The following is a 25,748-nucleotide window of genomic DNA, read 5'->3' on the forward strand; positions in this document are numbered from 1 at the left end:
CCTAAAACATTTCTGCCATTTCTGCCATTTGATTTTCTTCCTCTCCCCAGATGCTGTCATATACGATGTCGACCAATGTTGCCCTAGTGACAATTCCGACCAAATGTTTATTCTGGTCAACCACCGGCACATATTTGAACCCTCGCTTTAAAATCTTTTGAACGGAATCACGGATTAAAGTATCCTGTTTCACTGAATAGATTTCAGTATTAATGACTTCGCTGATAAATTTAGCTTTTTTTCGATATTCACTGATCGTTTCAACATCTACGAACCCTTTCAAAACATTTTGCTCATCGACCACAAGTAAAGAATCGACTCTTTTCTCCCGCATTATCGTTATAGCATCGGTAAGGGATTTTTCTTCTGTAATGGATATTGGGTTTCGACTCATGATTTGTTCGACCAACTCAACATTCGGTCTTGTTTGGAGCAATCGATCTTTTCCGATGAATTCTTCCACGAACTCATTGGCCGGGTTTCTTAGAATTTCATCCGGTGTTCCCACTTGGACTATTTCACCAGCCTTTAAGATGACGATCCTGTCGGCTAGCTTAATGGCTTCATCCATATCATGGGTAACAAAAACGATTGTTTTATCAAGTGTGCGCTGCAGATTTTTAAATTCCTCCTGAAGGGCATCGCGGGTGATTGGATCTAGTGCACCAAAAGGTTCATCCATTAAAATGAGTGGAGGATTGGAAGCAAGTGCTCTGAGAACGCCTATCCTTTGTTGCTGCCCGCCGCTCAATTCGTAAGGATACCTTTCCAGGTATTCGGGTCCCATATCGACAAGCTTTAGTAATTCCATTGCGCGTTCCTTTTTCTTCTGTTCATCCCATTTAAGAAGTTTTGGAACGAGGGTGATATTTTCTAGAATCGTCATGTGAGGGAAAAGTCCGATTTGCTGGATAACGTACCCAATCTGTCTTCTTAGCTCGACTGGATCTTTATCCATGATATTTTCACCATTAATAAGTATTTTGCCTTCAGATGGTTCGATAAGGCGGTTAATCATTTTCATTGTCGTTGTTTTACCACATCCACTCGGACCAATGAAGCAAATGAACTCCCCTTTTTTAATATCCAAAGAAATATTCTTTACAGCTTTCTTTCCTCCCTTATAGATTTTCGATACATTTTCGATTTTTAACATAACAAGCACCTCCATCATTCGCATACAATTACAAATTTTACAAATATATTAATTTTTCATATGCACAGTCTCTTGTACCCATAAGATAAGCTGTATAAACCTTTTTATTTAAAAAACTAGTCATATGTAATTATATTGAAAAAATGCTATAAAAAACCACCTCATTTTAATTGAGGCAGTTGATTGATTTAAAGTATTAATAATGAATTAAAACCCGATATTTTTAGCAATCAGAATTTTTACTGTTTCATCTGTCCCTGTAAAGAATGCTGACAAAGGAATGTCCCGGTGACGCCGGGTAATTTTATCGTCTTCCATATATCCGTATCCATCATGTAACTGCATGCACTTTTCAGATATTCGCTTAGACATCTCTGTTATCCAATATTTAGCCATCGATACTTCAGTAATGATATTCTCCCCAGTCATATGTTTACAGATCAACTCATCAACAAACGTCCTTCCCAGGTGAATATCGGTCGCTATTTCAGCAATGGTAAACTGTGCATTTTTAAATTTACTTATTTTCTTATCAAATGCTTTTTGTCTTTTTATAAAATTCATCGTTAAGTGAAGCATGTCTTTCGCTGCGATTAAGGACCTGATCGCACATATTAGTCTTTCCTGCTGCAGTTTTTGCATGATATATGAAAGACCCTTCCCTTCCTCACCAAGGAGGTTGCCAACAGGTACTAAAGCATCATCGAAAAAAAGCTCGGCTGTGTCTGAACTTCCCTGTCCTGCATTACCAAGCTTTCTTCCTCGTGAAAACCCTGACGTATCTTTATCAATGAGCAGCAAACTGATTCCGTCCTGAGAAGGAACAGCATTAAGATCAGTTTTGCATGCTACTATCATGAAGTCAGCTTTAAAACCATTTGTGACAAACGTTTTAGCTCCATTGACTATATAATACCCGTCTTTCTTGATGGCTGTGGTTTGAATATCCGCTATTTCCGAACCCATTCCCGGCTCTGTGAATGCAAATGCGGAAATCATTTCTCCTGTAATGGACTTTGGTAAATACCTTTGTTTTTGATCTATTGTTCCGAATGAAGCTATATAAGGGGCTACAACATCCGAATGAATGGATATTCCCCCTAAGGCTGATCCAACCATTTCCAATTCTTCTGTCAGCACAACTGAATATCCAAAATCTGCTCCTAACCCACCGAATTCCATATCAAGCCACGGACATAAAAATCCATTATCTCCAATCTTTTTCCAAAACGAGCAAGGTATCTCCCCTTCATTTTTCCATTGATCATAAAAGGGGACAGCCTCCTTGGCGAGGAATTCACGAATTGATTGTTTAAATAATAAGTGCTCTTCCGTTAGGAAGGAACGGGAATCATCTTTATTGATTGCCATCGTGCTAACCATGGGTTAACCTCCATTCGCTAATGGTTTTGTTAAATACATCAATGTGAAAATAACCTATAATCACTCCCACGAAAATATGTTAAATACCCAGATGTAAACGATTACAATAACACATCATCAAACAGTAAAAATGTTCCACAATATTCATGTTCAACAAAAGTATTGAATTCCCTTTAACAAATCTATTTTTTACCATTTTAATTATGTATTACTTAACTGCTTTGAATATGGTTTTATCATATATTCTACCGAGGTTATTTTTGGAATACTGATTGGAATAAATTAACACGACTTCTTTTTTAAATCCCATATCCCATTTTTTCGACAAAATGTTCAATTAAATTATCTCAATATAGATGTTAGCAGAATAAGAAACAGTTATATAACAACGTTTATGGTATAATTAACAGGGAAACCGCTTACAGAAACTAATTGTTCGGAAAATTCATTCTTTTAGGAGTCGATGAAAGTTGACAGTTAAAGAACAAACCATCTTTAATCATATTGGAAATAAAATTATAACAGAAGATCGAGAAATTAACGTAATTGCTAGATTAGAAGAACCTCTAATTGTAGTTTTAGGAAATGTTTTAAGTGAGGATGAATGTGACGAACTTATTAGATTGTCAAAAGACAAAATGCACCGTTCCAAAATTGGAGTTACACACGAGGTAAATGAAATAAGAACAAGCAGTAGCATGTTTTTTCAAGAAAATGAATTTGACATCATAACCAAAATTGAAAAAAGAATATCAACCATCATGAATATCCCCATTGAACATGGAGATGGTATTCAAATTCTTAAATATACTCCTGGTCAAGAATATAAAGCTCATTTTGATTTTTTTACATCTACAAGTCTGGCAGCAAAAAATAATAGAATTAGCACAATCATCATGTATTTAAATGATGTGGAGCATGGAGGGGAAACTTTTTTTCCTAAATTGAATTTTTCAGTGTCACCTCGAAAAGGAATGGCTGTATATTTCGAATATTTCTATAACGATAAAAACCTAAACGAACTAACTTTACACAGTGGAGCGCCAGTTATCACTGGTGAAAAATGGGTTGCAACACAATGGATGAGGAGACAAAAAAAATAGTCTGCAGCTTGATAATGTAAACGCTGGACTATAAATGCTTCAATTTTAGGTGCCAAATGAACTGAGGCACCTATTTGTTCATTTGGAATCTGTTTTTTTAAAATGGCCAAACGAATGGAATCAAAATATTAATGTTCCCTTGAACTTCATAGCGCTCTGGATCCTAAACAATCGATTCGTTTCAAAACATGCTTTTTCCCTGGAATTCTCGTTAAGTTTGATTTGATCATACTTTGTATTATTTAAACACTCTCATTTACCTTTGTTGCTCTTTCTAAAATTATCGTAATCAGTCTTAATGTAATGAAATACCTTCGCGTTGCCATTATGGTCAGGATGAGTTATTTTTAATAACCCTTTATATTCTGCTAACACTTCTTTATTGCTCGCCATTTTAGAAAGCCCTAATTTTTTACTATAATCATTTGATTGAGCAGTGGAGTCAATATTGTAATTATTTCTGATGTTTTCTTTTAATTTTATCAATTCATTACGTAATTCAATATTTTCTTTTAATAAATCCTTTGTTTCATTTTGTAATTCACTTTTCTCATTCTTTAGTATGGCAACTTCCTTTTTGAACATATCCCTTTGCTGAATCAATATTCTTTTTGCAGTTTCATGAAGTTCTTCGATTCCTTCTATATGCTTATCTTGAGTTTGTATTTTCAATTTTAATCGGTGTATGATTTCGTCCTTATTTTGATCTATAAAATCATTTATAGCCAGCTTTGAAGCAGTTTCATCGCTTATGTATCCAGTGTTCCTCTTTCCGTTTCCCGCCTTTTTAATTTTACCTTCACGAAGCCAGCGCCTAACAGTTTGTAAGCTATTACTTTCTGTTATTCCTGCATCTTTTAACATTTCAAATGCTTGATCTGTGTCATCCATTATGTATCCAGTTTTTCTAATCCCGTTTCCTCCCTCATATTTAATCTTACCTTCACGAAGCCAGCGTCTAACAGTTTGTATACTGCTGCTTTCTGTTACTCCTGCATCCTTTAACAGGTCGAAAGCTTGATCTGTGTTCACGTTGTTCCCCCTTCCCCCTTATTACGCAATGTAATATTACTTCGATTGATATTAGCCTATTAAAAGGAATATATTTTACAAACAATGCGGCTAATTTGTATGCCAATGTTTTAAATGATAGCATAGCCATTTTCTAAACAAAGAACAAACAGATGAAGAATATATGACGAATATCACAGAGAGATAACGATAAGGTATCAAAGTTAAAAGTGGACCAGCACGGAGCACGGAAAATTGTAGATAAGGACAAATGACAGCGAGAGCCCGTATGGCAGTGAAGAAAGCACGTGAATTGACCCGGAGGAAAAGTGTTTTATTTTGGAATCTTTCTGAAGGCCTATATAATACATAAACGTGGTCTTACCTGACATGATATCCTACCGCCGGAATGAACTTAGACAGCATGGGAAAAGCGATAGGTATCATACCTATAATTCCATAAGCAGTAATGTTAAGGATACACACCAATATTAAAAATCCCAATCCCTCAGTGATATTTAATTGAGAAATTGGGTTTTTTATTAAAGCTGTTTTCGCATACTTTGTTGCTATTTACTAAGTAGTGCGGTGTGGTTGATTTCCCCTCCAGATGCTCGCTTCCCGCGGGGCGGGCGGTGAGCCTCCTCGGCGTAAACGCCTGTGGGGTCTCACCTGTCCCGCTGCTCCCGCAGGAGTCTCGCACTTCCGCTCCAATCAACCTTAAATAGTTTCGTTTTAAAAACAACAATCTTTACGAAAAGAGCCTTTAATAACAGTTGTAACTAATATTCACCAAAGCAGCTGCTATTATTTTACTAGAGATTATTGTTGACCCTCTGTATACACTTGAAAGGTTACACCGAATTTGTCTGTTACAATTCCATATGCAGGGCTGAAAAAAGCTTCCTGCAGCGGCATTTTCACTTCTCCGCCTTGAGACAAAGTTTCAAAGATTCTTTTTGATTTTTCAATATCGTTTATTGAAATACAGATCGTGACTTGATCTCCAGATTGACTGGGTTGACCTGGAAACGTATCGGAAAACATGAGGTCCGTTTCCCCAACCCTTAACATTGCGTGTGCCACAAGATTTTTTGCTTCTTCTGGCAGAGGAAATTCCGGATTTTCTGGCATTTCTCCAAAAGATTGATTAAAAAGGACTTTTGCATCCAATGCTTGTTCGTAAAATTGGATCGCTTCCTTCGCATTTCCGTTCATCATTAAATATGGAGATAATCGCATGGTCATAATTAAATTGCTCCTTTTGCTATAAATTTTTATAAAGCGTAACTCAAATTCAAAGTTTCCTTTTGAACTGGTCAGTGGAATCAACCACTATACCATTATTACCCATGATTGTATTTTATAATAAAGAACATGTGTTCGTCAACAAAAATTCACTGGAAACTATCAATTATTTTGTTTGTTAACGAATGAATAGATGATTGTTTCAACCTTGCAGTATTGTCATCTCGCAAAGTATGTCACGATAACGTAGTCATGGGAAGCTTCTGTTGATTAACAAAATCTGATTTGATTTATTACTGTTTTTCAAATCATGAAGATTTTCAAACTAGAACAAGGTTAAATGAAAAAGGCATGCCCCCAGTAGATTACCGGTTTCATGCCTTCATGACTGCCTAATAAAGAAAATGTTCAATTTTTCAAAGTCGCTGTTATAACGTTCATTCTTATTAACTTGCTTTTATTTCTGAATCTTGTTCTTTTTTAAGGGCAGGTAACTTAGAATCTATCGATAGGAATCGACTTCCATTTAAAACTAGATGAAGTGCAATAATCATAAGAACGAGATCCAGTTCGTACCCTGAAGCTTCTCCACTCCCCATAAAACCTGCAGGGAATTTCACATAAACAATTGCACCAGCCATGATGAATACAAGGAGGGCAGATATTATTCTTGTTCCAAGACCTAAAATTAAAGCAATTCCTCCAAACAATTCAATAACACCGACTACATAGGCCATAAATCCCGGAATGCCTATACTTTGAAACCATCCAGAAGTGTTCTCCAATCCACCTTGGAATTTTGACAATCCATGTAACAAAAATGAAATTCCCAACATAACTCTTAATAAAAAGGTACCGATCTCTTGTTTATTCATGTCACATCTCCTTTATTTATTTTACACTACAAAGTGTAGTGTAATGTGGTAAAAAAATCAAGTGAAAGTCATCAGACAATCACTATAGTCATTCCCAAAAGTATAAGCAAAACATAAATAGAAACAAAAATCGTAGCAGTTTCAGCCCTCAAAGGAATTTTTTTATGGGGATCGATTAATTGCTGAAGTCTATAGTTAACTGATTCATTGGAGAAGTGGACAAGGACGGGCGAGGATTTATCAGTGTAACCATGTTTAATTAACTTCAACAAAGCAGAACTTATGCCTAATTCAGTCCCCATTTTATTTACCGCATTTTCGTCGGCTGATAATTCACTTATTATTTTGTAATTTTTATGACACCATTTTGTCAGTGGGACAAACCATAAAGCATCCGATATCAACTGTAAAATAAAGATTACCAGCGGATGATATTTTTTTTGGTGAAAGGCTTCATGCTCTACTACCGCTTCTAGTTCATCCAAATCCAATAATTTAATTAAACCCGAACTGAACACAATGAATGGCCGCCAAAAACCAAGCGTAAACGCAAGAGGCTGATCAGCATTCACGACTAAGATATCATCGTTGACCCGGTTGAATGTTTCATTTATAAACCTTGTCTTTTCAACATTTTTGGAAAGAAAAAGCTTTTGTTTAAACCTTCTGGATAAGAAATATTGCTCTGCAATTTTGAATAGGGTGCTCAATATGCTATATGATATTATTAAACTAAGCAGGGTGACGACTACAAAATAGTATACTGAATCTTCCTTGAATAGACTAAAGCAAAATTTAAAAAAGTTGGCTTTAATATTCACACCAAAAAAGATGTGTACCAAAAACGCTCCCATTTGGCACCATACTACACAGGCAATTAAAAGACTCAGGCTTATCACAAAATAAGACTTCCTCTTCCACATTATAATTTATCCTTTTTTAACGATTGGATTTTTTGTTCCAATTTTTCAATTAAACCTTGGTCAGCGTCTTTCATGGCATCCAGCATATGGCTTATGACCGCTCCACCAAATTCATCGAGCAAATTCTCAGTCAGTTTCTTTGACTGCTCTTCTAAAAACTCCGCTTTTGATTGTACCGGGCGAAATAATGAGAGCCTTCCTTCAGACCTCTTTTCAAGAATGCCTTTTTCGACTAAACGATTCATTACGGTCATTACTGTGTTGAAATTGATAGGTTTGTCAAGTTCCAATGATTGCTGAACCGCTTTGATGCTCTGTTCATCTTTATCCCATAAATATTCCATGATATTAGCTTCCAATGGACCAAAGAAACGATTCAGTCCAACTTCATCATATTTAAAATTTTTAATATTCATCCTTTACCACCTCCCACTACAAATTGTAGTGGATATCACTGTTACAATCAAGTTTCATCTGGAAGATTAGTATCAAGGATTTCTCTAGATTGACTTTAATTGATATTAAAAAATCTTTTGGCCTTGCTTTTTCTTCTGGTTAACTGCCTCTATTACACTTCACTACCTTTTTTCAGTAGCAAAAGGTCATCCGTTCTTTTTCCTTTTAAGCGTATTAGATTAAAAAACGAGCCTTTTGCAGGCTCGTTTCACTAATTAACCCTTTGTGCAAGTTTCTCTATTTCATCAGAATTATAAAAATGATATCCTTTTGCCGTCGTTTGGGCAGCAGCGTACATTGCAGCAGCTACTTTGTTTGCTTCTATTGCACGATATGGGCGTAAAGGGCCTACAAAGACAAATTTAGCAAAATTGCTTAACAGCCCAGAAATCTTTTCACCTGCCCTGAATTCCTCGCGTTCTCCAAGAAGTAAGGAAGGGCGGAATATATGTACAGTATTCAATTCCAGGTGTTGTAGTGTTCCTTCCACATCTCCCTTAACACGACTGTAAAAAAACTTTGATTTGGAATTGGCGCCCATGGCCGTTATGACGAGTAATTTTTCAACATTGGATGTCTTCGCCATTTTAGCTGCTTCGATTATATAGTCATAATCAACTTTACGAAAAGCTTCCTTCGATTTAGCCTTTTTGATCGTTGTACCCAAACAAATGAAAACATCGGTGACATTGAACAAATAGGCATACTGGGACAAATTATCGAAATCCACAACATGTCCTGTGCACTTGGGCTCCGCGAATTTCATTTCCCTTCTTGTCAGCAAATGAATTTCACTATATTTATTGCTGTTGCTCATTTCTTTAACCAACTGGGTGCCGACCACACCTGTAGCGCCTAAAATCAATGCCGTCTTATTAGTCATGATATCCCACTTTCCTTCATTAGCTGCTGAATAATATAGGACTAGGATAAATGATTCACTTGATTGAAATCATCAATTATCCAAGAATCGACTTCAAATCTAATCGTACTCAAACATGCATTGAACAAGCGCATTTCATTTGATACGATTGACTCGTTTGACATCAAGCGTAAAATAAAATGAATGACTGCACCATGTCCAACAAGGATAACTTTCTTCTCAGGATACTCCTTCTGAATTTCCTGAAGTCCATTCATCAGCCTGCTTCGTAAAGATTCCTGAGTTTCCTGACCAGGATATTCTTTATCAATGAATGCTGACGCCCTTTCAGCTGCTGTCATTCCTTCAGCGACGCCAAAGTTCTTTTCAATGAATTCCATTTTTTCAATGACCGGGACTTCAATATAATGCGAAATGATATCTGCCGTTTCCCTTGCCCTTTTTAGGGGGCTCGAGATAATCACATCCCAAGTAGCCTCTTTTGATAAAAATTCACCACATTGCCGTGCCTGTATCCTTCCTAGTTCATTTAAAGGAATATCAGTCTGCCCCTGCAGTTTCCCTAGTGCACCCAATCTGTTTGACCATGCCGCACTAAACAGATAGTAGTAATTGTCCTCAAACCCTTCTATGTAGATTGTTATTTTTTCACTTCTTCAATGATGGAGTGTCCTTCAGTCTGTTCTAGATCTGACCATTTCCATTTTTCATGCAAGCGTATCCTACCATCTGGCAATAGTTCAGGAGTGGAAAGACAGCTGCCTCCTCTAATTTCACCTTTTTCATTGATATGATTATACCTGAATTCTAAGGAACCATCCATATTGACAAGCCCTATTAAAGTTCCTTTAACAATCTCTCCACCATGATAACTTGCTGAAAGAATTGAGCCTTCTTGTGAATAGTGGAAGGAAGTATTTCCTGATACTTCTCCATTTTCAGAATTGACTAAAGCTTTGAAAATCCTACCATCATAATTAAACATCATCATTCCCCCATATGAATTAATAAGGATAATGATACCAAATTTATCAAAAAATGAATATTCAAAAATCTTTCGGGGTTTTAGTTTTGTGTCAATGGAAATGACAAAAAATACATAATATTCCCCATTGAATTCCCCTATTATGTTGTGGTTAGATTATGGAAGATGTTACTTATGGAATGAACAATTCCTTAGTTGAAACGTCTAATCAAACTGGAAGATGTTGGTGAGGTGCTCAATTGAAAGAAATACTTCTGATTCTACTATTACAACTTATTTATGTTCCGATTTATACGTTGCGAACCATTTTCTTAGTAAAAAATATTACCATACTTGCCTCGATACTGGGTATCGCAGAAATGTTAATATACGTTTTTGGATTATCCCTAGTATTTGGCGGTGACCAAAGCATACTCGCCATGGTTGTATATGCAGTCGGTTTTGGAATCGGAATAATTTTTGGTACGAAAATTGAGCAAAAACTTGCCATCGGTTTTATTAATGTAACCGTAAATACTCAAACCAAAAATGAACAGTTGGTAGATACATTGAGGAACAACGGATTTGGTGTGACTCTTTATACGGGCGAGGGCCGGGATAGCAACCGTTATCGGATGGAAATTTTGACAAAACGCAATCGGGAACAAGAATTGATAGCAACCGTTGAAAAGTACGAACCTAAGGCTTTCATCATTTCATATGAACCACGTTATTTTAAAGGTGGTTTTTTATTGGACCGGTTGAAAAATAAAGCAAGCTGAATGTAATGCAAAAGCCCATCTTTTTAAGATGGGCTTTTGCATTATTTCGTTTTTGATTTTCTAATCTTCACTGCCCTCGTTACCGGCTGTTTTTTGATCCACTTTAAGTATTTTTTTAATGCTTCATCATCTTTTAACAAAAGCACGGTATATAGTCGGATGGCCAGCTCTCGGTTTGAATACAGTGCGTGAATCTGTTTGTGACAAGATTTACAGAGATAGGCAATGGGTAAATGGCTGCCACCTAATTCTCTAGGTGTTAAATGATGGATGGTCAGTTCTATCTCACCCCTGTCACAAAGCTCACAAGTACCTTTCATCTCATTAATCGACCGTTAAGGCTTAACGGATTTTCCTTCTTCAACAATATGAAACATCAAATGGGCAAGATGATGGATTGGTCCATACTCTTCATTGGCATCATCTTCTTCATCTTCCACTTCCACTTCATCCATGCCTTGTAAATAAAGTGCCATGAACTCATAAAAATCATTTTTAGTAAAAGAGTAACAATCACTTGGATCCTGATTATCTTCTTCATACTGTAAAACTAGATGAGATAAATCACCCTCATCATCTTCAGCATCAAAAAATACAAAATATCCGATATTTGTATCCAGTTCAAATAGTCTGCGAAAACCGCGTGATGTTGCTTTTTCAAACTCAGCCGCCGTCAATTTTTGCACTTGCATGCTGTCTACATTATCTTCTTGATGAAAGCCCACGATAAATGTGTTCATAATCAAACCTCCTGTTGAATATGGATAACCATTAGTATCCCCATTTAACCGAATTTATTCCATTTAGAGGTTTGTTTCCAAGACGACCGGGCAATGATCGCTGCCCATGACATCACAGTGAATATTAGCCTTTTTTAAATATTCCGCCAGACGTTTTGAAACAATGAAATAATCGATTCTCCATCCTATATTCCGCTCCCTAACTTTTGCCATATATGACCACCAAGAGTAAGCACCTTCCTGGTCTGGATAAAAATGGCGAAATGTATCGATAAACCCTGCATCAAGTAATTCAGTCATCTTTCCACGCTCTTCATTAGTGAAACCGGAATTCCCAATATTGGATTTTGGGTTTTTCAAGTCGATTTCCTGATGTGCAACATTGAGGTCCCCACAAAAGATAACCGGCTTCACCAAGTCCAGTTCACTAAGATAATCTATCATCCCATCTTCCCATTCAAGACGATAATCAAGCCTTGATAAATCCCTTTTTGCATTGGGGGTATAAACGTTCACCATATAGAATTTTTCGAATTCCAGTGTTATGATCCTGCCCTCCGGCTCCTCGTCCAGCTCCCCTACACCATATTTCACTGAAAGCGGTTTTTCCTTCGTGAAAATGGCTGTACCTGAATATCCTTTTTTCAGTGCATAATTCCAATATTGATGGTACCCTTCCAATTCAAGTGTAATCTGCCCTTCTTGAAGCTTAGTTTCTTGAAGGCAAAAAATATCTGCATCCACATCTTTAAAGTAATCTAAAAATCCTTTTTTAACACAAGCTCTAATTCCATTCACATTCCAGGAAACCAATTTCATATTCTCTTAAATTCTCCTTATGGCCAATTAATTTCTTTACATTTCAACTATACTATTTATCTGCTGTTTTTCCCATTAGAGTACATTTGAAAACAATCTGGCAAATGATTCTTTTGAACGTTCCAGCAAACCCCGATTGTTATATCTAATAGGATCTAGTTTGTCACTATCCATCATATCCTCTTTGTAGTGAGTGATGAGATCTTCGATGGAACGGCTGCCCATTAGAAAGACATTCACTTCAAAATTCAGGTGAAAGCTCCTCATATCCATGTTTGCCGTCCCTATGGAAGCCATATCACCATCTACGATAATAAGTTTCTGATGTAGAAAACCTTTTTTATACGTGTATACCTCTACACCGAATTGAAGCAGCTCCCCGAAATAGGAGCGACTGCCGTATTGGGTTAAAAACCCATCATTTACTGCCGGAACCATAAGCCTAACTTGTATCCCCTTAATTGCGGCATGTTTAATTGCTGCTTTAATCGCTTGATTTGGTACGAAGTATGGACTTGCAATCCAGATTGATTTTGTGGCGCTTGTAATAAGTGAATAGTAAAAATCACTCATGATTCCCTGTTGTGTATCAGGTCCGCTTGCCACCACCTGGACAGCTCCATCCCCTTGTTCCACTATATTGTTGAATTCTGGACGCTCTTCTAATACATCTTCCCCACTGACATATTCCCAATCCAAAAGGAAAACAGTATGAAGCATATATACCGCTTCACCTTTAAGGACCATATGTGTATCTCTCCAAAATCCGATCGTTTTATTTCGCCCTAAGTATTCCTCTCCTACGTTTAAACCTCCTACAAAGCCAACTTCCCCATCAATGATGATTATTTTCCGGTGATTCCTAAAATTAAACTTTTGATTAAAAAAACCATGTTTCAATGGTGAAAATGGATAAGCCTTTATCCCTGCATTTTTCATCCGTTTAACTTCATTATTTGAAAGGCTTAAACTACCGGCAGCATCAAAAATGAATAAAACTTCAACACCATTTTTCGCTTTTTCAATAAGGATATCTATAATTTCAGTACCAAGCCTGTCGGAACGAAAAATATAATATTCTATATGAATGAACTTTTCAGCTTTTTTTAACTGTTTAATGATTTCGGTAAACGTTTCGTTACCATTTTTCAACACTTCCGTTTGCGATGATGTACTAATGGTGGTCTCAGATGCATTTTTGGCAAAAGCTGCGAATGATTGCTGATGATCATTCAAGAACGATAAATCTGGAGATGATACATGTGTAACAAGACTCTTCCATTCTTCGCGATCTTTTTTCCTTTTACTTTGAAATAAATACCCCTTTAAATAGAGCTGACCTGAGAATAGATAAAACACATATCCAAATACCGGAAAAAACAAAAGCACATACATCCATAAAAGTGTCTCGTGGGCAAATCTATTTTCGAGCATGAGTGAAAATAGGGTAATAAACATGACCAAAATATATAATCCAATAAAAAATAGCTTCACGTCGAAGCTAACATGAGTGAACAGGATCATATAAACTGAAGCAATTAAAATAAATAAAAATACAATTTCCATCCTTCTTCTTTTCATCTTTTCATTCTCCTACACAGCAATATTTTATATATAAATTACATATACCCATATTTGATGGTAAAAGAAACAAAACACTTACGAAAACAATGTTCGCAAGTGCTTTGTGTATTACCTATCCAATTATCACTTCATGACAGGAATCAAACTTTCATACAGCTCCATATACTTTAATGAGGATGATTTCCAACTGAAGTCTAACTTCATTGCATTTTCGGCCATTTTCCTCCATCTTTTCGGCTGGAATTTGTACAGACCAACAGATTGCTCAATTGTATGGAGCATATCGTGTGCATTATAATTCGTAAAACTGAAGCCATTGCCTTCACCAGTAAATTGGTTATACGGGATGACCGTATCACGAAGTCCGCCAGTTTCCCTCACTAAAGGCAGTGTACCATAACGCAGTGCCAAGAGTTGGCCGATACCACATGGTTCGAATTGTGACGGCATCAGGAATAAATCAGAACCTGCATAAATCCTTCTTGCCAACCCCTCATCAAAATATGTATGGACTGAAACCTGATTTGGATATTGGTCAGCTAAATGACGAAATGCTGATTCATATTGCTCTTCACCCGTACCTAAAAGAATGAATTGAACTCCTTGGTTCATCATTTCATGAAAAACATGAAGAATAAGATCTATTCCTTTTTGATCAACAAGCCTCGTTACCATTGATAAAACCGGTACGTCATCATTGACAGGAAGACCCAGCGATTCCTGTAGCTGACGTTTATTCTCCATCTTACCCTCATAAGAATCGAATGGAACAGCAAGATGTTCATCTGCTGCAGGATTATATTCCTCATAATCGATTCCGTTGATAATTCCTTTAAGCTCACCTTTTCTCTTACGTAAAAATCCATCCAGATTTTCCCCGAAATAAGGAATCTGAATTTCTTCCGCATAACTTGGGCTTACAGTTGTGACTATGTTAGAAAAAGCTAGGCCGGCTTTCAAATAACTTACATTCCCATGAAATTCAAGACCATCGATATTAAAATATAACTCACTCAAATCGAGTAATTCAGCTAATACAGCTTTAGGATAAACTCCTTGATAGCGTAAATTATGTATCGTAAATATCGTTTTAATATCCTGATAGAACGGATGGTTATGATAATGGGCTTTCATCAAAACGCTGACAAGGCCCGTTTGCCAATCATGACAGTGTATAACATCCGGTTTTTCTTCTAAATAGGGTAAAGCCTCTAAAATTGCACGGGAAAAGAAGGCGAACCTTTCGCCATCATCGAAGAAACCATAACTACCATGCCTTTTGAAATAATATTCATTATCCAGAAAATAATATGTAATTCCGTTAGCAACAAGTTTTTCGATGCCGCAAAATTGCTGGCGCCAACCAACAGGAACTTCAATACTCGTCATATGTTCCAATTCCTGTTTGAATCGGTTAGGAAGATCCCCGTATTTAGGAAGGATGACACTTACATGGACTCCCTGTTTTTTCAGCGCTTTCGGGAGCGCGCCTATAACGTCTCCGAGCCCTCCCGTTTTTATAAAAGGGGCGCATTCTGAAGCAGCAAATACAATATTCATTGCCGCACCTCCTCTATTAAATTACTTCCGCTTTTTTTATTACAGTAGGCTGTTTTAAACCAATAACTGATTTTTCACTAGTAATTCTCACTTCTTTATCAGTTATGATATTTTCAACGATGGCTCCTTCTTCAATCACGCCTTTTTGCATGATGATGCTGTTTCTTATTATCGCTCCCTTTTTCACCTTTACCCCACGGAAGAGTATACTGTTTTCCACAGTCCCTTCAATATCACAACCGTTGGCTATCAATGAATTGGTAACCTTCGAAGAACTTGAATATTTGGTCGGTGCCTCATGTTTGATTTTCGTATAAACATCCCAAGTATCCCCGAAGAAAGAACGGATTACCGAAGGGTTCAGGAAATTCATATTACTGGAATGAAAGCTTTCAATGGAATGAATGAATGGCATATCTCCAGTAAAATTGTAGCCTTTAACGGTAAAACGATGAAGATTGGCTTTCACGGCGTCTTTCAAAAAGTCATATTCCCCACTCGCAACACAGCTTTTGATCAAATTCACCAATAGCGTTTTACTTATGATGAAAGTTTCCAGACAAACATGGTCACCAGGTCTAGGGATCGTATAAAAGCTAATGTCAGTAATGTCTTCATCCGAATCTACCGAGCAGGTGTGATAGATTGGTTTTTCAATCAATTCCCCTACATAATCCTTATATACGACCGTGATATCCGCTTTATGTTTTTTGTGATAATCAAGCACTTCATTAAAATCCAATTTGCATACATGGCTGCCAGGGGAAATGATGACAGTATCTGCCTCTGCACGTTCGAAAAAGCTGAGGTGATCATAAAATTGCTTCATATCGCCTGTTACCGTTTCATCCGGGTGGATAGGGGGCAAGATGTATAAGCCTCCTGAACGCCGATCCAAGTTCCATTCTTTACCTGAGCCAAGATGATCCATAACTGAAAGATACTTTTCTTTTGGAAAAACGGCTACTTTTGATACATCTGCATTAATGAGATTCGACATCGTAAAGTCAATCAAACGGTAGCGTCCACCAAATGGCACGGATGCTACATTACGGTGAGCAGTCAGATCTTTTAAATGTTGTCTTTCATTGATTAAGTTAATAATACCCAACACATTTTCCATAGCATCTTCCCCTTTTTCTAGTTAAGAGTGATCTTTTTTTTGTTTGGATTGATAATGGTCTGATTTTCACCAATTAAGGTTATATCGGATGTAACCGCTGAATTGCCAACTATGGCACCATCTTCAAGTACACAATTGCTGGCTATGATGCTTCTTTCTATATGAACGTTTTCACCAATCGTAACATTAGGCATGATGACTGAATCTTTTATGGTTGACCCGTAGCCTACCTGTACATTATAGGATAAAACCGAATGTTCAATGTTCCCATGAATCATGCACCCTTCATTGATAAGCGACTGACTGACCTTGGCATCCGGTGATATATATTGCGGCGGGTGATTTGCATTGCGGGCAAAAATTTTCCATTGCTGATCATCCAACTGGAAATTTGGCGTATCCTCCAATAAGTCCATATGGGCCTGCCAAAGGCTTTCGACCGTTCCAACATCTTTCCAATAATCATTAAAACGATAGGCAAATAGCTTTTTTCGGTCTTCAAGCATCTTTGGAATGATGTTGCTGCCGAAATCATTGGATGAATTTTCATCTTTTTCATCATTTATTAAATACCTTCTTAAGGTTTTCCAATTGAAAAGGTAAACTCCCATGGAAGCAAGATTACTCTTTGGATACTTTGGTTTTTCATCGAATTGAGTGACTTTATCATCATCATTGGTATTCATGATTCCGAAACGACTTGCTTCCTGCCATGGCACTTGAATGACAGCTATGGTAGCCTCGGCATTTTTTTCGATGTGATAATCCAGCATCTTACTGTAATCCATCTTGTAAATATGGTCACCAGAGAGAATCAATACATGTTCCGGATCATAGTTATCAATGTATTGGATATTTTGATAAACAGCATTTGCCGTCCCTTTATACCATTCACCGCCTTCTTTACCTTGATAAGGAGGAAGTACGGAAACTCCGCCAACATCAAGATCAAGGTCCCAAGCTTTGCCATTACCAACATAATCATTTAGAATCAATGGCTGGTATTGGGTCAGTACCCCAACCGTATCAATACCAGAATGAGTGCAGTTACTTAATGGAAAATCGATGATTCTATATTTACCGCCAAAGGGAACAGCTGGTTTTGCCAAACCGATTGTCAATTCACCTAACCTTGAACCCTGGCCTCCTGCCAATAACATTGCTATCCATTTTTTTGCTCCCATTATTCGTTCACTCTCCCCCGCCTTTTTTTTGTTTGCTTCATAAAAATAGAAATGCCTAATGGAGGTACAGTTATTTCCATGCTGTATGGTTGATTATGGTATGGTTCCTTTTTGACATTAATGGGTTCTTCATTGATCTGACCCGATCCACCGAAAGCTGCTGAATCACTGCTGAAAACCTCTATATATTTGCCTTGGGATGGTACACCTATTTGATATTGAGCATGAGCCTGCGCAGAAAAATTACAGACAACGATGCAATAGTCGCCTTTCCGTTTACCTTTTCTTATAAAGGTAATGACACTCTGATTACTATTGTTCGGATCTATCCATTCAAAACCTTCCGGGTCATGATCCAATCTCCATAAAGAGGAAGTTTGCCTATAAAAATCCTGGAGAGTACGGAAGTAATAGGCCAGCGTGTCGTGTGATTCATATTCCAAAAGCAGCCAATCCAATTGTTCCTCATCTTTCCATTCTATGAATTGGCCAAATTCACTGCCCATAAATAGAAGCTTCTTTCCAGGATGCGTCATGAAATACCCAAAGAGCAACCGTAAATTTGCAAACTTCTGCCAGTAGTCACCTGGCATCTTATTCAATAATGACTTCTTGCCATGAACCACTTCATCATGTGAAAAGGGCAAGACGAAATTTTCTGAAAAAGCATAGAAAAATGAAAATGTTAAGAGGTTATGATGATATGGCCTTTCATGTGTTTCAAGTTTCATATAACGAAGGATATCGTTAGTCCATCCCATATTCCATTTATAATTAAAGCCCAGTCCGCCTATATCGGTAGGAGAAGTAATGAGCGGCCGGTCTGTTGCTTCTTCAGCCATCATTAATGAATTGGGATATTTTTTGAAAACCACTTCGTTAAGTTTTTGCAAAAACTGTATGGCTTCAAGGTTTTCCTCACCGCCAAACTGGTTTTTCAGCTTGACCGGCAACGGATTATCATGATTAAGATAAACCATGGACGATACCGCATCGACACGGATCCCATCTATATGGTATACATCCATCCAAAACATAACATTTGAAATAAGGAAACTGATTACTTCCGGTTTGGTAAAATCAAAATTGTATGTCCCCCATAACGGGCGATCTGCTCTAGTGTGTTCAATTGGTTCATAGAGAGGCGTACCATCGAAACGGGAAAGTCCATGTGCGTCTTTACAAAAATGGGCGGGAACCCAGTCAAGGATCACACCTATGCCCTTTTGGTGGCAAAGGTTAATTAAATATTTAAAATCTTCAGGTGAACCGTACCGACTGGTTACCGAATAATAGCCCGTGACCTGATATCCCCACGATTTATCAAATGGGTGTTCCATTATGGCCATGATTTCAATATGTGTAAAACTATTATCAATCACATAATCAACTAATCTATCAGCCAATTCACGGTACGTATAAAATTCGCCATCTTCTTTCTGTTTCCATGTTCCTGGGTGCACTTCATAAATGGACATGGGTTTATGATAAATGTTTTCCTTTTTCCTATCGGCTATCCACTTCGAATCTTGCCATTCAAAATTATCCAGCTTTTTAATGACCGAGGCTGTATTTGGTCTGACTTCCGAATAAAAGGCATATGGATCGGCTTTTAGGATACGTTTATTTCCAGGTGTATGTATTTCATATTTATAGAGTTCCCCTTCTTGTAGCCCTGGTACGAACAACACCCAGATACCTGAACGCTCGATCCGTTTCATCGCATGATCTTTTCCGTCCCAATTATTAAAATTACCGACTACTGAAACTTGCTTCGCATGGGGGGCCCAAACGGCAAACCTTACTCCTTCATTACCTAATGATGTCACAATGTGTGCCCCAAGCATCTTATAGCTTTCATAAAGGGTGCCTTCATGAAACAAATATAAATCGAAATCGCTTGGATAATTCTCTTGCAGCTGGTCCATAATTGTACTCAATAAAACCCCTCCATCAGTATTAACTCGATAGTATTTTACCCATCCTTCCCCAGTTATTATATATATTCGGTAAAAATGGTATTAATCCTTCAAATGGAGGTGAAGTTATTGTAATAAATGCCCGTTTTTTTGATAAATAAAACATTTTTTTGCGAAAAATAGTCATTTATTGTAAAAATATTATTATACCAATAAAAACTCTTCCCATTTTTCAGGAAGAGCTTTAAGGTATCAAGTATGAATGCTTCATGTTATTTGTTCAGTTCGAATACTGTGAGTCTTCGTCAAGAATAAATAGGATAATGAGACTGACCATGCCAAAGGAGTATTCCTGTTTGGTACATTACTGCCTCCTATATATAACTCGGGAACTTCCCAATTTTCCGGAATGATCATTTTCGTTTTATCTATATACTCCTTAACTTTGTTCATCATGCCAAGTTCAAGGTAGCATAAGCCCAGCCATGGAAGCCCGAAACACCATTCCGCTTCTTGACCGTCATTATAATAAAGGTCATTTTCATATCTAATGCAACCTTTTGTTCTTTCTAGGCGCTCTGTGACATTCTTCAATATTTTAAGCGCTATTTCACGGTCTACCAGACGATAAGGATAAATTAAGGATAAAAGGGCTAAATCCGTCTCTTTTGAATAACTTTCCCTTGGAAGCAGGAAACGAAGAGTTTCTTCTCCTTTTTTAATCAGTTCTTCCTTGACGTTGACCAGCATTTTGACTGAATTCAAACCAGCAACACATGCCCCTATGCTTGAAGCATGTATTTCGATATTCTCTTCCCACATCCCGTTATCTTCCGCTTGCCAATATTGCAGGCATTCCAAGTAACTGACCAACTTTTGAACGATCTTTAAATCACGTTGGTTTCTTATCACCTTTTTCCCATGCCTATATCCTTCACCGACACCCCATAAAAAGGCACCTATCGCATCATTTTGGGCATGGCCCCACTCATCGGGCAGTTCTTTAAGCTCAGTGGAATACCGTGCATGGATATGTTCAAATAGAAACTGGGGTTTCTGTTCCGTATGAATATCTATCTTCCACTCATAGGATTGAAATAAGTCGAATAAAGCATGATATGCTTTCTCATAACGACTGGACGGATCATTTATAAAAGGTATTACTGTATAAACGACATCCCTTATCCAGACATAATTATAATCATCGGAAATACTTGCAGTATATGCGCCATTAGGAAGCCGCATCCGATCAAGAACCTCTAGGGCACCATTTACATTCATTAATTGAACACCTCCATAGTTATTTGCTTATTCCCATTGTTGACAGACTCCCATTTTCTAAACGTTGGTTGTTTCATTTTTCAATTAAAAGCGCTTTCAATTCAGTTATCCAAAACGACTTTTTCAGAAGTTCATTCACCATAGTTTATGTAATCACTGCCCTTTTTGATAATCAAGCTTCCAATGTTCATTAAAAAAGCGTCATTTGCCTAACCGTAATGAAGTTGCCGTTATGAAATACGTTCTTTGGAAAATAAAAACCCAGTAATGGCAATCCATTACTGGTTATATCGGCCTATCATTCAAATGTTTAGTAGTTATTAAAAGAATAATCGCAATATCATCAATGAAAGCACGCCAATCATTACCGTACCCAATAGACATCTCGTAAACATCGCAACCAGGAAAGCTGGTAAAAGCTGCGGCCAATTATAAAGCATTACCCTTAATTGAAAAGACCTGTTCCGCACAATTGATGCGCCAAGGATGGGGGCAAGGCTATACCCGCTTATTTCCATCTGTCAATCCTCATCGCTGAAGCTATTACCTTTGCAACTATGACGCCAGTACTGCCAGGAAAGAAGAAACCTACTGCAACATCGATTAATACGCTGCTAAAATCGACTGCAAGATCTATAAAAAGTTTTTTTACTCAATATTCACAAAACTATAAAGGCCGATGAACATGGCTGTCAGGGAGAAATCCATCCCATATTTTTCTCGGGATTTGAAACCCATTGGCGCAAAGAACCGCCGGCATATTTGGTAGTAACCAATTTAAATAGGCTCCAGATTCAGACCTAGCATCCATTTAAAATCAAGCTGTTTCCTCTGCTGTGCCGTTGTGACGGCCACTCCAAACGTTTCTTCAGATAGTAAGGCTCCAAGTTATCAGGTATTGTTTCAAACCTTGCTGCCTGAATTACGGAGCCAATGCAGCAATAGATGACGACTGTTAACAAAAAAATCGTAAAAATCATGGACGAGACTGGATGACTAGCAGCTATCATCCCTGCCGCTATGAATTGTCCAGAGCCTGCATAGAGAAAAAAGCGACATTAGTGCCGCTTCAATTATGCTTAATCCTGATGTATTTTTCGATTACCCCTGCAGCGAAACCGATACATTACTCCTTGCTCAAAGCATTCCCCATAATTGGAAAAGCCATCGCTTTTCCAATCCACCCTTATATTAATAATTTCCTTCAATTGCTTTTCAGCTTGCCAAGCAGAAGTGGCAACTCACTATATATTTCGATGATCTCATCTATCGGCATTCTAACTAAGCCGCTGGAGGAAGGGGCAACGAATTCCATGGATTTATTCGATGAAGGTTCTTCTTGCAGCCCCCAAGAGATTTTTCGTAATTGACGGTATTCCTGATAAACACCCTTGCCTACAAAACAGACAAGTTTTGGTTTATACTTTTCAATTTTCCTTTTTAATTGATTCCTTCCTATTGTGTACTCTTCTTTAGTGATATCTTCCGCACCTTTTGTAGGCCTGGAAACGATATTGGTAAACCCATAACCTAACTCCAGTAATGACGAGTCTTCAGTTGGGGCATATTTCCTTGGTGTCAGCCCGGACTCGAAGAGGATTTTCCAAAAGCGGTTGTTTGGATTCGCATAATGATGGCCAGTCTCGCCTGAACGAATGCTTGGATTGAAACCTACGAACAATATATCCAAATTTTCCTTTAAATGATCAGAAATGCCTTCCATTTTAAAACTCCTTTTCAAATTTCCTATTTAATCATTGTACAAAACTGAAAAATAATTGACTACCTTTTCCGCCATTTACACAACATACACGTTTCTTGGAGAATGAGGGATGATTGTTTCATAGTGATAACCTTATTATTGATAACATATAATTCCGCTTTTAATTTACATATAAGATAACTGCCTTTTAAACAGGAAAAAACCAAATTCATGTCTCTGTCTTGACATGAGTTTGGTTTAGAAGTATCAAGAATCATAGGTGATCCCGACCTTTATTAACACAGTTCCTTTTATTTACGAGTGGAATGGCTGATTATGAAATATAAAAGGTAGGGAAACGATGCATTTTACTCGTTCAAAAGAAACAGCCACCTTATAGATGGCTGCTTCTTCATATAGCTTATTGTGCGTGACTTACGCGAACATAATTTATTTGATTTAGTGGAATGGTTATGATATCTAGATTGTCTTCATAACCTGGTGACGTTTCTGTTAATCGGCAAACATCATCAGTTACTTCATGTAACACTCCCTCGAATAAATCACTGCTCGTTGCCACTGTGACCGTGTTCCCAATGTAATGTCTTAATTGTACATAAAAAATACTAGCTAACAATGCATTCTCCCCCTTATATAGGCTCTCTAACAGAATTGATGGCACGGAACGGAACAAATACTACAGTTCCTGCAGTTTCAGTAATTACAATATAATCAGTTTGAATTGAACTTAATATTCCCGTTACCGGGGCTAAATCAGTTGAAATAGTTACCGTTCTTCCTAATAATCTTCCTAAAACACTTCTCAAATCATAGTACAGATCCCCTGAAGTATCAGGTGTCCTTGGTGTTGTTTGACCATTTTCAACAAGCCATTTATAGTAAAGATAGTCGCAACTATTCTTTTTACATTGCTTCTCACTTTGCTTCTCAGTGTTCATTTTTTTACCACCTTTTTTATTGTCTATTTTATTACCTTCGTCATGGTTCTCTTCTTATTTCCTTCATCCCCATGCTCGCATTTCTTTCCCTTCTCTCCTTTTTGCAACGGTCCCCCCTTCCTTATCTTTACTGCAGCACTGAACTCGTTGTCGACCGAGAATGTGAAACCTTTTATGTCCAACCGAAAATGAATTTCGATTGAATTTTTGCTGAATATTTTGCCTGGATTCGATCTCCTTGAATTCCTTGATCCACTTGATTCCTTTGAGGATCTTGACAATTTGCTGCTGCTTCTATATCGCTTCAAAAGTAGTATATTGATGACTGATGTTTTCGGCTTGGACTAATCAACCTTTTTTTAAATTCCTTTACTTTTTTTTGAAGGTTTTACGAAATCATGTCCATTTCTTTAATGAATGAATATGATACGGTTGAGGTGATAACTATGACAAACAAACAAAAAAAGGATTACATAGGCATTGTAATCCCTTCATGTCACAAAGAGTCTGCATTAAAAGCAGAATGTATGGAACAATCAAAATCCCTATTTTTCAAATATTCTCTTCCTATTAATAAAGGTTTTTCTGAAGCGGACGATACTAATTGTTGCGCACTTATAAATGAGCCAGGTTCCCACATTAAATTGTTACTTTCACCATTAAAATCAAATAAAATTAAGCTTCATTCAATTCCTGGATCGGATGAATTTTCCCAAAGAGGTAAGGCATCATGAAATCCATAAGAGTCCTGATGGTGTTAGATACAATGGATGTAAGCGGAACGGAAACGCATGTATTGAGTCTTGTGAGGGAATTACAGTCTAGAGGAATATATACAGCAGTTGTTACTGGAAAAGGCAGCATGATTAGCCGGTTACGAGAAACGGGATGTAAAGTTCACCAAATGAATTTCCCTAAAACATTAACGATTAACTCGAATGAGGAATCTCCATTATTGAACAGCTTGGTAGAATTGTTACGAAAAGAACAGATTACACTAGTGCACGGGCACCAGATTATATCCGGCTACCTCTCTGCAAAGGCAGCTAAGCTCTCCAATATTCCCTTCGTCTTCACTCTGCACGGGACATACTTCCAGAAATCGGATATAAAAAGTGTGTTACAGTTTACAGATGCTGCGGTTGCAGTTAGTGAACCGGTAAAAAAACATATTCAGCCACTTTTCCCAAAGAATATTTCAGTCATTGCAAATGGAATTGATACAGCAGATTTTTCCCCTTCCCCTTCATTAGAATTAAGAAGAAAAATGAATATTCCCCTGAATGCAAAAGTAATTCTTTACTGCAGCAGGATAACTCGGCATAAAGCAAAGATCTGCATGCTTTTAATCAAAGCTTGCAGGGATTTAAAATTAAAGGATATCCCCAACCTTCATGTAATCATCATCGGTAACGGCAGCCAGCTCAAGGATATTAAGAATGTGGCGGCGAGCATCCAATCTTTATATAAAGAAGAATTCATTCATTTCACTGGGGAACAAAAGAATGTGAAAGACTTTTATGCACTTGCAGACTATGTTGTAGGTACGGGCAGGGTTGCTTTGGAAGCAATGGCATGCGAAAGACCCGTTATTTCTTGTGGAAATCTCGGATATTTTGGGGCAGTGAATAAGAAAAACTTTCAACAAGCCTGGGAATGCTACTTTGGGGATCACGCTGCAAAACAGACTTGCAGCCAAGCCATTCTTTATCGGGACTTACGCAACCTCCATCAATCAAATGCCGGTGCTCAAACAGGCAGGGATTTAAGGAAATTGGTATTGAAACAATTCGATATTAAAAAAAATATATTACCGCTTATTGAATTATATGAAAGTACAATTCAATCATTTGAACAGCAGCAGGCCATAAATTAATGGTTCTGCTGCTGTTCAAACTCTCACGATGGCCATCTTTAGTATAAGGGTTCTATTGATTCTTTATTAGGGGAATTAACTACATAGATATTGGCGGCATAAATCTCTCGATTAAAAACAGCCAATAAATGGTTCTAGAAAATGAATGAATCTATTAAATAGAGTTTAGAACAATATTAAAATTTAAAGGCGGAATCCCATTTGTCAAATGGCTTTA

At 37.4% G+C, this 25,748-nt stretch carries 27 protein-coding genes and 1 pseudogene; 5 read left to right on the forward strand and 23 right to left on the reverse strand.

All coding sequences use genetic code 11. The features are described 5' to 3' along the window. Window position 1 precedes the first annotated feature (1 nt). Together ABOA58_RS14120 and ABOA58_RS14125 are read right to left on the reverse strand one after the other, a co-directional pair. The gene (locus ABOA58_RS14120) at window positions 2-1,156 is read right to left on the reverse strand and encodes a betaine/proline/choline family ABC transporter ATP-binding protein (protein WP_350298891.1); all 1,155 of its coding nucleotides are present in this window, start codon (window positions 1,154-1,156) and stop codon (window positions 2-4) included. A 207-nt stretch (window positions 1,157-1,363) separates the two neighbouring features. Continuing rightward, window positions 1,364-2,539: an acyl-CoA dehydrogenase family protein gene (locus ABOA58_RS14125; protein WP_350298892.1), complete on the reverse strand. Its 1,176-nt coding sequence runs from the start codon at window positions 2,537-2,539 to the stop codon at window positions 1,364-1,366. 470 nt (window positions 2,540-3,009) lie between these two features. On the opposite strand from ABOA58_RS14125, the gene ABOA58_RS14130 reads away from it, so the two are divergent. Then, window positions 3,010-3,642 carry a 2OG-Fe(II) oxygenase gene (locus ABOA58_RS14130; protein WP_350298893.1) on the forward strand — a complete coding sequence of 211 codons (633 nt, stop codon included), beginning with the start codon at window positions 3,010-3,012 and terminating at the stop codon, window positions 3,640-3,642. A gap of 252 nt (window positions 3,643-3,894) precedes the next feature. Here ABOA58_RS14130 and ABOA58_RS14135 read toward each other — a convergent pair whose 3' ends face one another. After that, a complete protein-coding gene (locus ABOA58_RS14135) occupies window positions 3,895-4,674 on the reverse strand; it encodes a hypothetical protein (protein WP_350298894.1) in 780 nt (259 codons plus the stop codon). A gap of 224 nt (window positions 4,675-4,898) precedes the next feature. Between ABOA58_RS14135 and ABOA58_RS27765 the strand changes: the two are divergent. After that, window positions 4,899-4,990: pseudogene (locus ABOA58_RS27765) on the forward strand (hypothetical protein); the annotation flags it as partial. A gap of 485 nt (window positions 4,991-5,475) precedes the next feature. On the opposite strand, the gene ABOA58_RS14140 reads toward ABOA58_RS27765, so the two are convergent. The 7 genes from ABOA58_RS14140 to ABOA58_RS14170 form a co-directional block, all read right to left on the reverse strand. Further along, on the reverse strand, window positions 5,476-5,901 hold the full coding sequence (locus ABOA58_RS14140; RefSeq protein ID WP_350298895.1) for a VOC family protein: 426 nt from the start codon (window positions 5,899-5,901) through the stop codon (window positions 5,476-5,478). 446 nt (window positions 5,902-6,347) lie between these two features. Next, window positions 6,348-6,776, reverse strand: coding sequence for a DoxX family protein (locus ABOA58_RS14145; protein WP_350298896.1), 429 nt, complete (start codon window positions 6,774-6,776; stop codon window positions 6,348-6,350). A 71-nt stretch (window positions 6,777-6,847) separates the two neighbouring features. Beyond that, entirely contained in the window at window positions 6,848-7,675 is an 828-nt protein-coding gene (locus ABOA58_RS14150; protein WP_350298897.1) for a M56 family metallopeptidase, read from the reverse strand. Window positions 7,676-7,698: 23 nt separating this feature from the next. Next, window positions 7,699-8,115 (reverse strand): BlaI/MecI/CopY family transcriptional regulator, encoded by a 417-nt coding sequence (locus tag ABOA58_RS14155; protein ID WP_101225362.1) that lies wholly within the window; start codon window positions 8,113-8,115, stop codon window positions 7,699-7,701. A 251-nt stretch (window positions 8,116-8,366) separates the two neighbouring features. Next, window positions 8,367-9,038, reverse strand: a complete 672-nt coding sequence (locus tag ABOA58_RS14160) for an NAD(P)H-binding protein (RefSeq protein ID WP_350298898.1) — start codon at window positions 9,036-9,038, stop codon at window positions 8,367-8,369. Between the two features lie 41 nt (window positions 9,039-9,079). Then, window positions 9,080-9,613 (reverse strand): histidine phosphatase family protein, encoded by a 534-nt coding sequence (locus tag ABOA58_RS14165; protein ID WP_350298899.1) that lies wholly within the window; start codon window positions 9,611-9,613, stop codon window positions 9,080-9,082. Between the two features lie 65 nt (window positions 9,614-9,678). Then, on the reverse strand, window positions 9,679-10,023 hold the full coding sequence (locus ABOA58_RS14170) for a n-acetylglutamate synthase (protein ID WP_350298900.1): 345 nt from the start codon (window positions 10,021-10,023) through the stop codon (window positions 9,679-9,681). Window positions 10,024-10,262: 239 nt separating this feature from the next. Between ABOA58_RS14170 and ABOA58_RS14175 the strand changes: the two genes are divergently transcribed. Beyond that, window positions 10,263-10,784, forward strand: a complete 522-nt coding sequence (locus ABOA58_RS14175) for a DUF2179 domain-containing protein (RefSeq protein ID WP_350298901.1) — start codon at window positions 10,263-10,265, stop codon at window positions 10,782-10,784. A 41-nt stretch (window positions 10,785-10,825) separates the two neighbouring features. Here the strand turns inward: ABOA58_RS14175 and ABOA58_RS14180 are convergent, their stop codons facing one another. From ABOA58_RS14180 to ABOA58_RS14240, 13 genes are all read right to left on the reverse strand, one after another. Further along, the gene (locus ABOA58_RS14180; RefSeq protein ID WP_350298902.1) at window positions 10,826-11,104 is read right to left on the reverse strand and encodes an HNH endonuclease; all 279 of its coding nucleotides are present in this window, start codon (window positions 11,102-11,104) and stop codon (window positions 10,826-10,828) included. Between the two features lie 15 nt (window positions 11,105-11,119). After that, window positions 11,120-11,524 carry a cytosolic protein gene (locus ABOA58_RS14185; RefSeq protein WP_350298903.1) on the reverse strand — a complete coding sequence of 135 codons (405 nt, stop codon included), beginning with the start codon at window positions 11,522-11,524 and terminating at the stop codon, window positions 11,120-11,122. 63 nt (window positions 11,525-11,587) lie between these two features. Further along, a complete protein-coding gene (locus ABOA58_RS14190) occupies window positions 11,588-12,343 on the reverse strand; it encodes an exodeoxyribonuclease III (RefSeq protein ID WP_350298904.1) in 756 nt (251 codons plus the stop codon). Between the two features lie 75 nt (window positions 12,344-12,418). Beyond that, window positions 12,419-13,924, reverse strand: coding sequence for a cardiolipin synthase (gene cls, locus ABOA58_RS14195; protein WP_350298905.1), 1,506 nt, complete (start codon window positions 13,922-13,924; stop codon window positions 12,419-12,421). Between the two features lie 126 nt (window positions 13,925-14,050). Continuing rightward, window positions 14,051-15,487 carry a glycogen synthase GlgA gene (gene glgA, locus ABOA58_RS14200; RefSeq protein ID WP_350298906.1) on the reverse strand — a complete coding sequence of 479 codons (1,437 nt, stop codon included), beginning with the start codon at window positions 15,485-15,487 and terminating at the stop codon, window positions 14,051-14,053. A gap of 16 nt (window positions 15,488-15,503) precedes the next feature. Continuing rightward, window positions 15,504-16,610 (reverse strand): glucose-1-phosphate adenylyltransferase subunit GlgD, encoded by a 1,107-nt coding sequence (gene glgD, locus ABOA58_RS14205; protein WP_350298907.1) that lies wholly within the window; start codon window positions 16,608-16,610, stop codon window positions 15,504-15,506. Between the two features lie 17 nt (window positions 16,611-16,627). Further along, a complete protein-coding gene (locus ABOA58_RS14210) occupies window positions 16,628-17,794 on the reverse strand; it encodes a glucose-1-phosphate adenylyltransferase (RefSeq protein ID WP_350298908.1) in 1,167 nt (388 codons plus the stop codon). After that, the gene (glgB, locus tag ABOA58_RS14215) at window positions 17,794-19,722 is read right to left on the reverse strand and encodes a 1,4-alpha-glucan branching protein GlgB (RefSeq protein WP_350302875.1); all 1,929 of its coding nucleotides are present in this window, start codon (window positions 19,720-19,722) and stop codon (window positions 17,794-17,796) included. The genes ABOA58_RS14210 and glgB overlap by 1 nt, the downstream gene beginning before the upstream one ends. A 258-nt stretch (window positions 19,723-19,980) precedes the next feature. After that, window positions 19,981-20,994: a glycoside hydrolase family 15 protein gene (locus tag ABOA58_RS14220; RefSeq protein ID WP_350298909.1), complete on the reverse strand. Its 1,014-nt coding sequence runs from the start codon at window positions 20,992-20,994 to the stop codon at window positions 19,981-19,983. Between the two features lie 320 nt (window positions 20,995-21,314). After that, complete coding sequence (locus ABOA58_RS14225; protein ID WP_350298910.1) at window positions 21,315-21,512, reverse strand: hypothetical protein; 198 nt, start codon at window positions 21,510-21,512, stop codon at window positions 21,315-21,317. Between the two features lie 686 nt (window positions 21,513-22,198). Beyond that, a complete protein-coding gene (locus ABOA58_RS14230) occupies window positions 22,199-22,717 on the reverse strand; it encodes a mismatch-specific DNA-glycosylase (RefSeq protein WP_350298911.1) in 519 nt (172 codons plus the stop codon). A 400-nt stretch (window positions 22,718-23,117) separates the two neighbouring features. Next, window positions 23,118-23,333 carry a hypothetical protein gene (locus tag ABOA58_RS14235; protein WP_350298912.1) on the reverse strand — a complete coding sequence of 72 codons (216 nt, stop codon included), beginning with the start codon at window positions 23,331-23,333 and terminating at the stop codon, window positions 23,118-23,120. 13 nt (window positions 23,334-23,346) lie between these two features. After that, on the reverse strand, window positions 23,347-23,655 hold the full coding sequence (locus ABOA58_RS14240; protein ID WP_350298913.1) for a DUF2642 domain-containing protein: 309 nt from the start codon (window positions 23,653-23,655) through the stop codon (window positions 23,347-23,349). A 446-nt stretch (window positions 23,656-24,101) separates the two neighbouring features. Here ABOA58_RS14240 and ABOA58_RS14245 point away from each other — a divergent pair, with 446 nt between their 5' ends. Then, the gene (locus ABOA58_RS14245; RefSeq protein ID WP_350298914.1) at window positions 24,102-24,389 is read left to right on the forward strand and encodes a hypothetical protein; all 288 of its coding nucleotides are present in this window, start codon (window positions 24,102-24,104) and stop codon (window positions 24,387-24,389) included. Continuing rightward, on the forward strand, window positions 24,386-25,531 hold the full coding sequence (locus ABOA58_RS14250; protein ID WP_350298915.1) for a glycosyltransferase: 1,146 nt from the start codon (window positions 24,386-24,388) through the stop codon (window positions 25,529-25,531). The genes ABOA58_RS14245 and ABOA58_RS14250 overlap by 4 nt, the downstream gene beginning before the upstream one ends. Window positions 25,532-25,748 lie beyond the last annotated feature (217 nt).

Origin of the sequence: Peribacillus frigoritolerans, from assembly GCF_040250305.1 — a bacterium.
In the GTDB taxonomy this organism is placed as follows: domain Bacteria; phylum Bacillota; class Bacilli; order Bacillales; family DSM-1321; genus Peribacillus.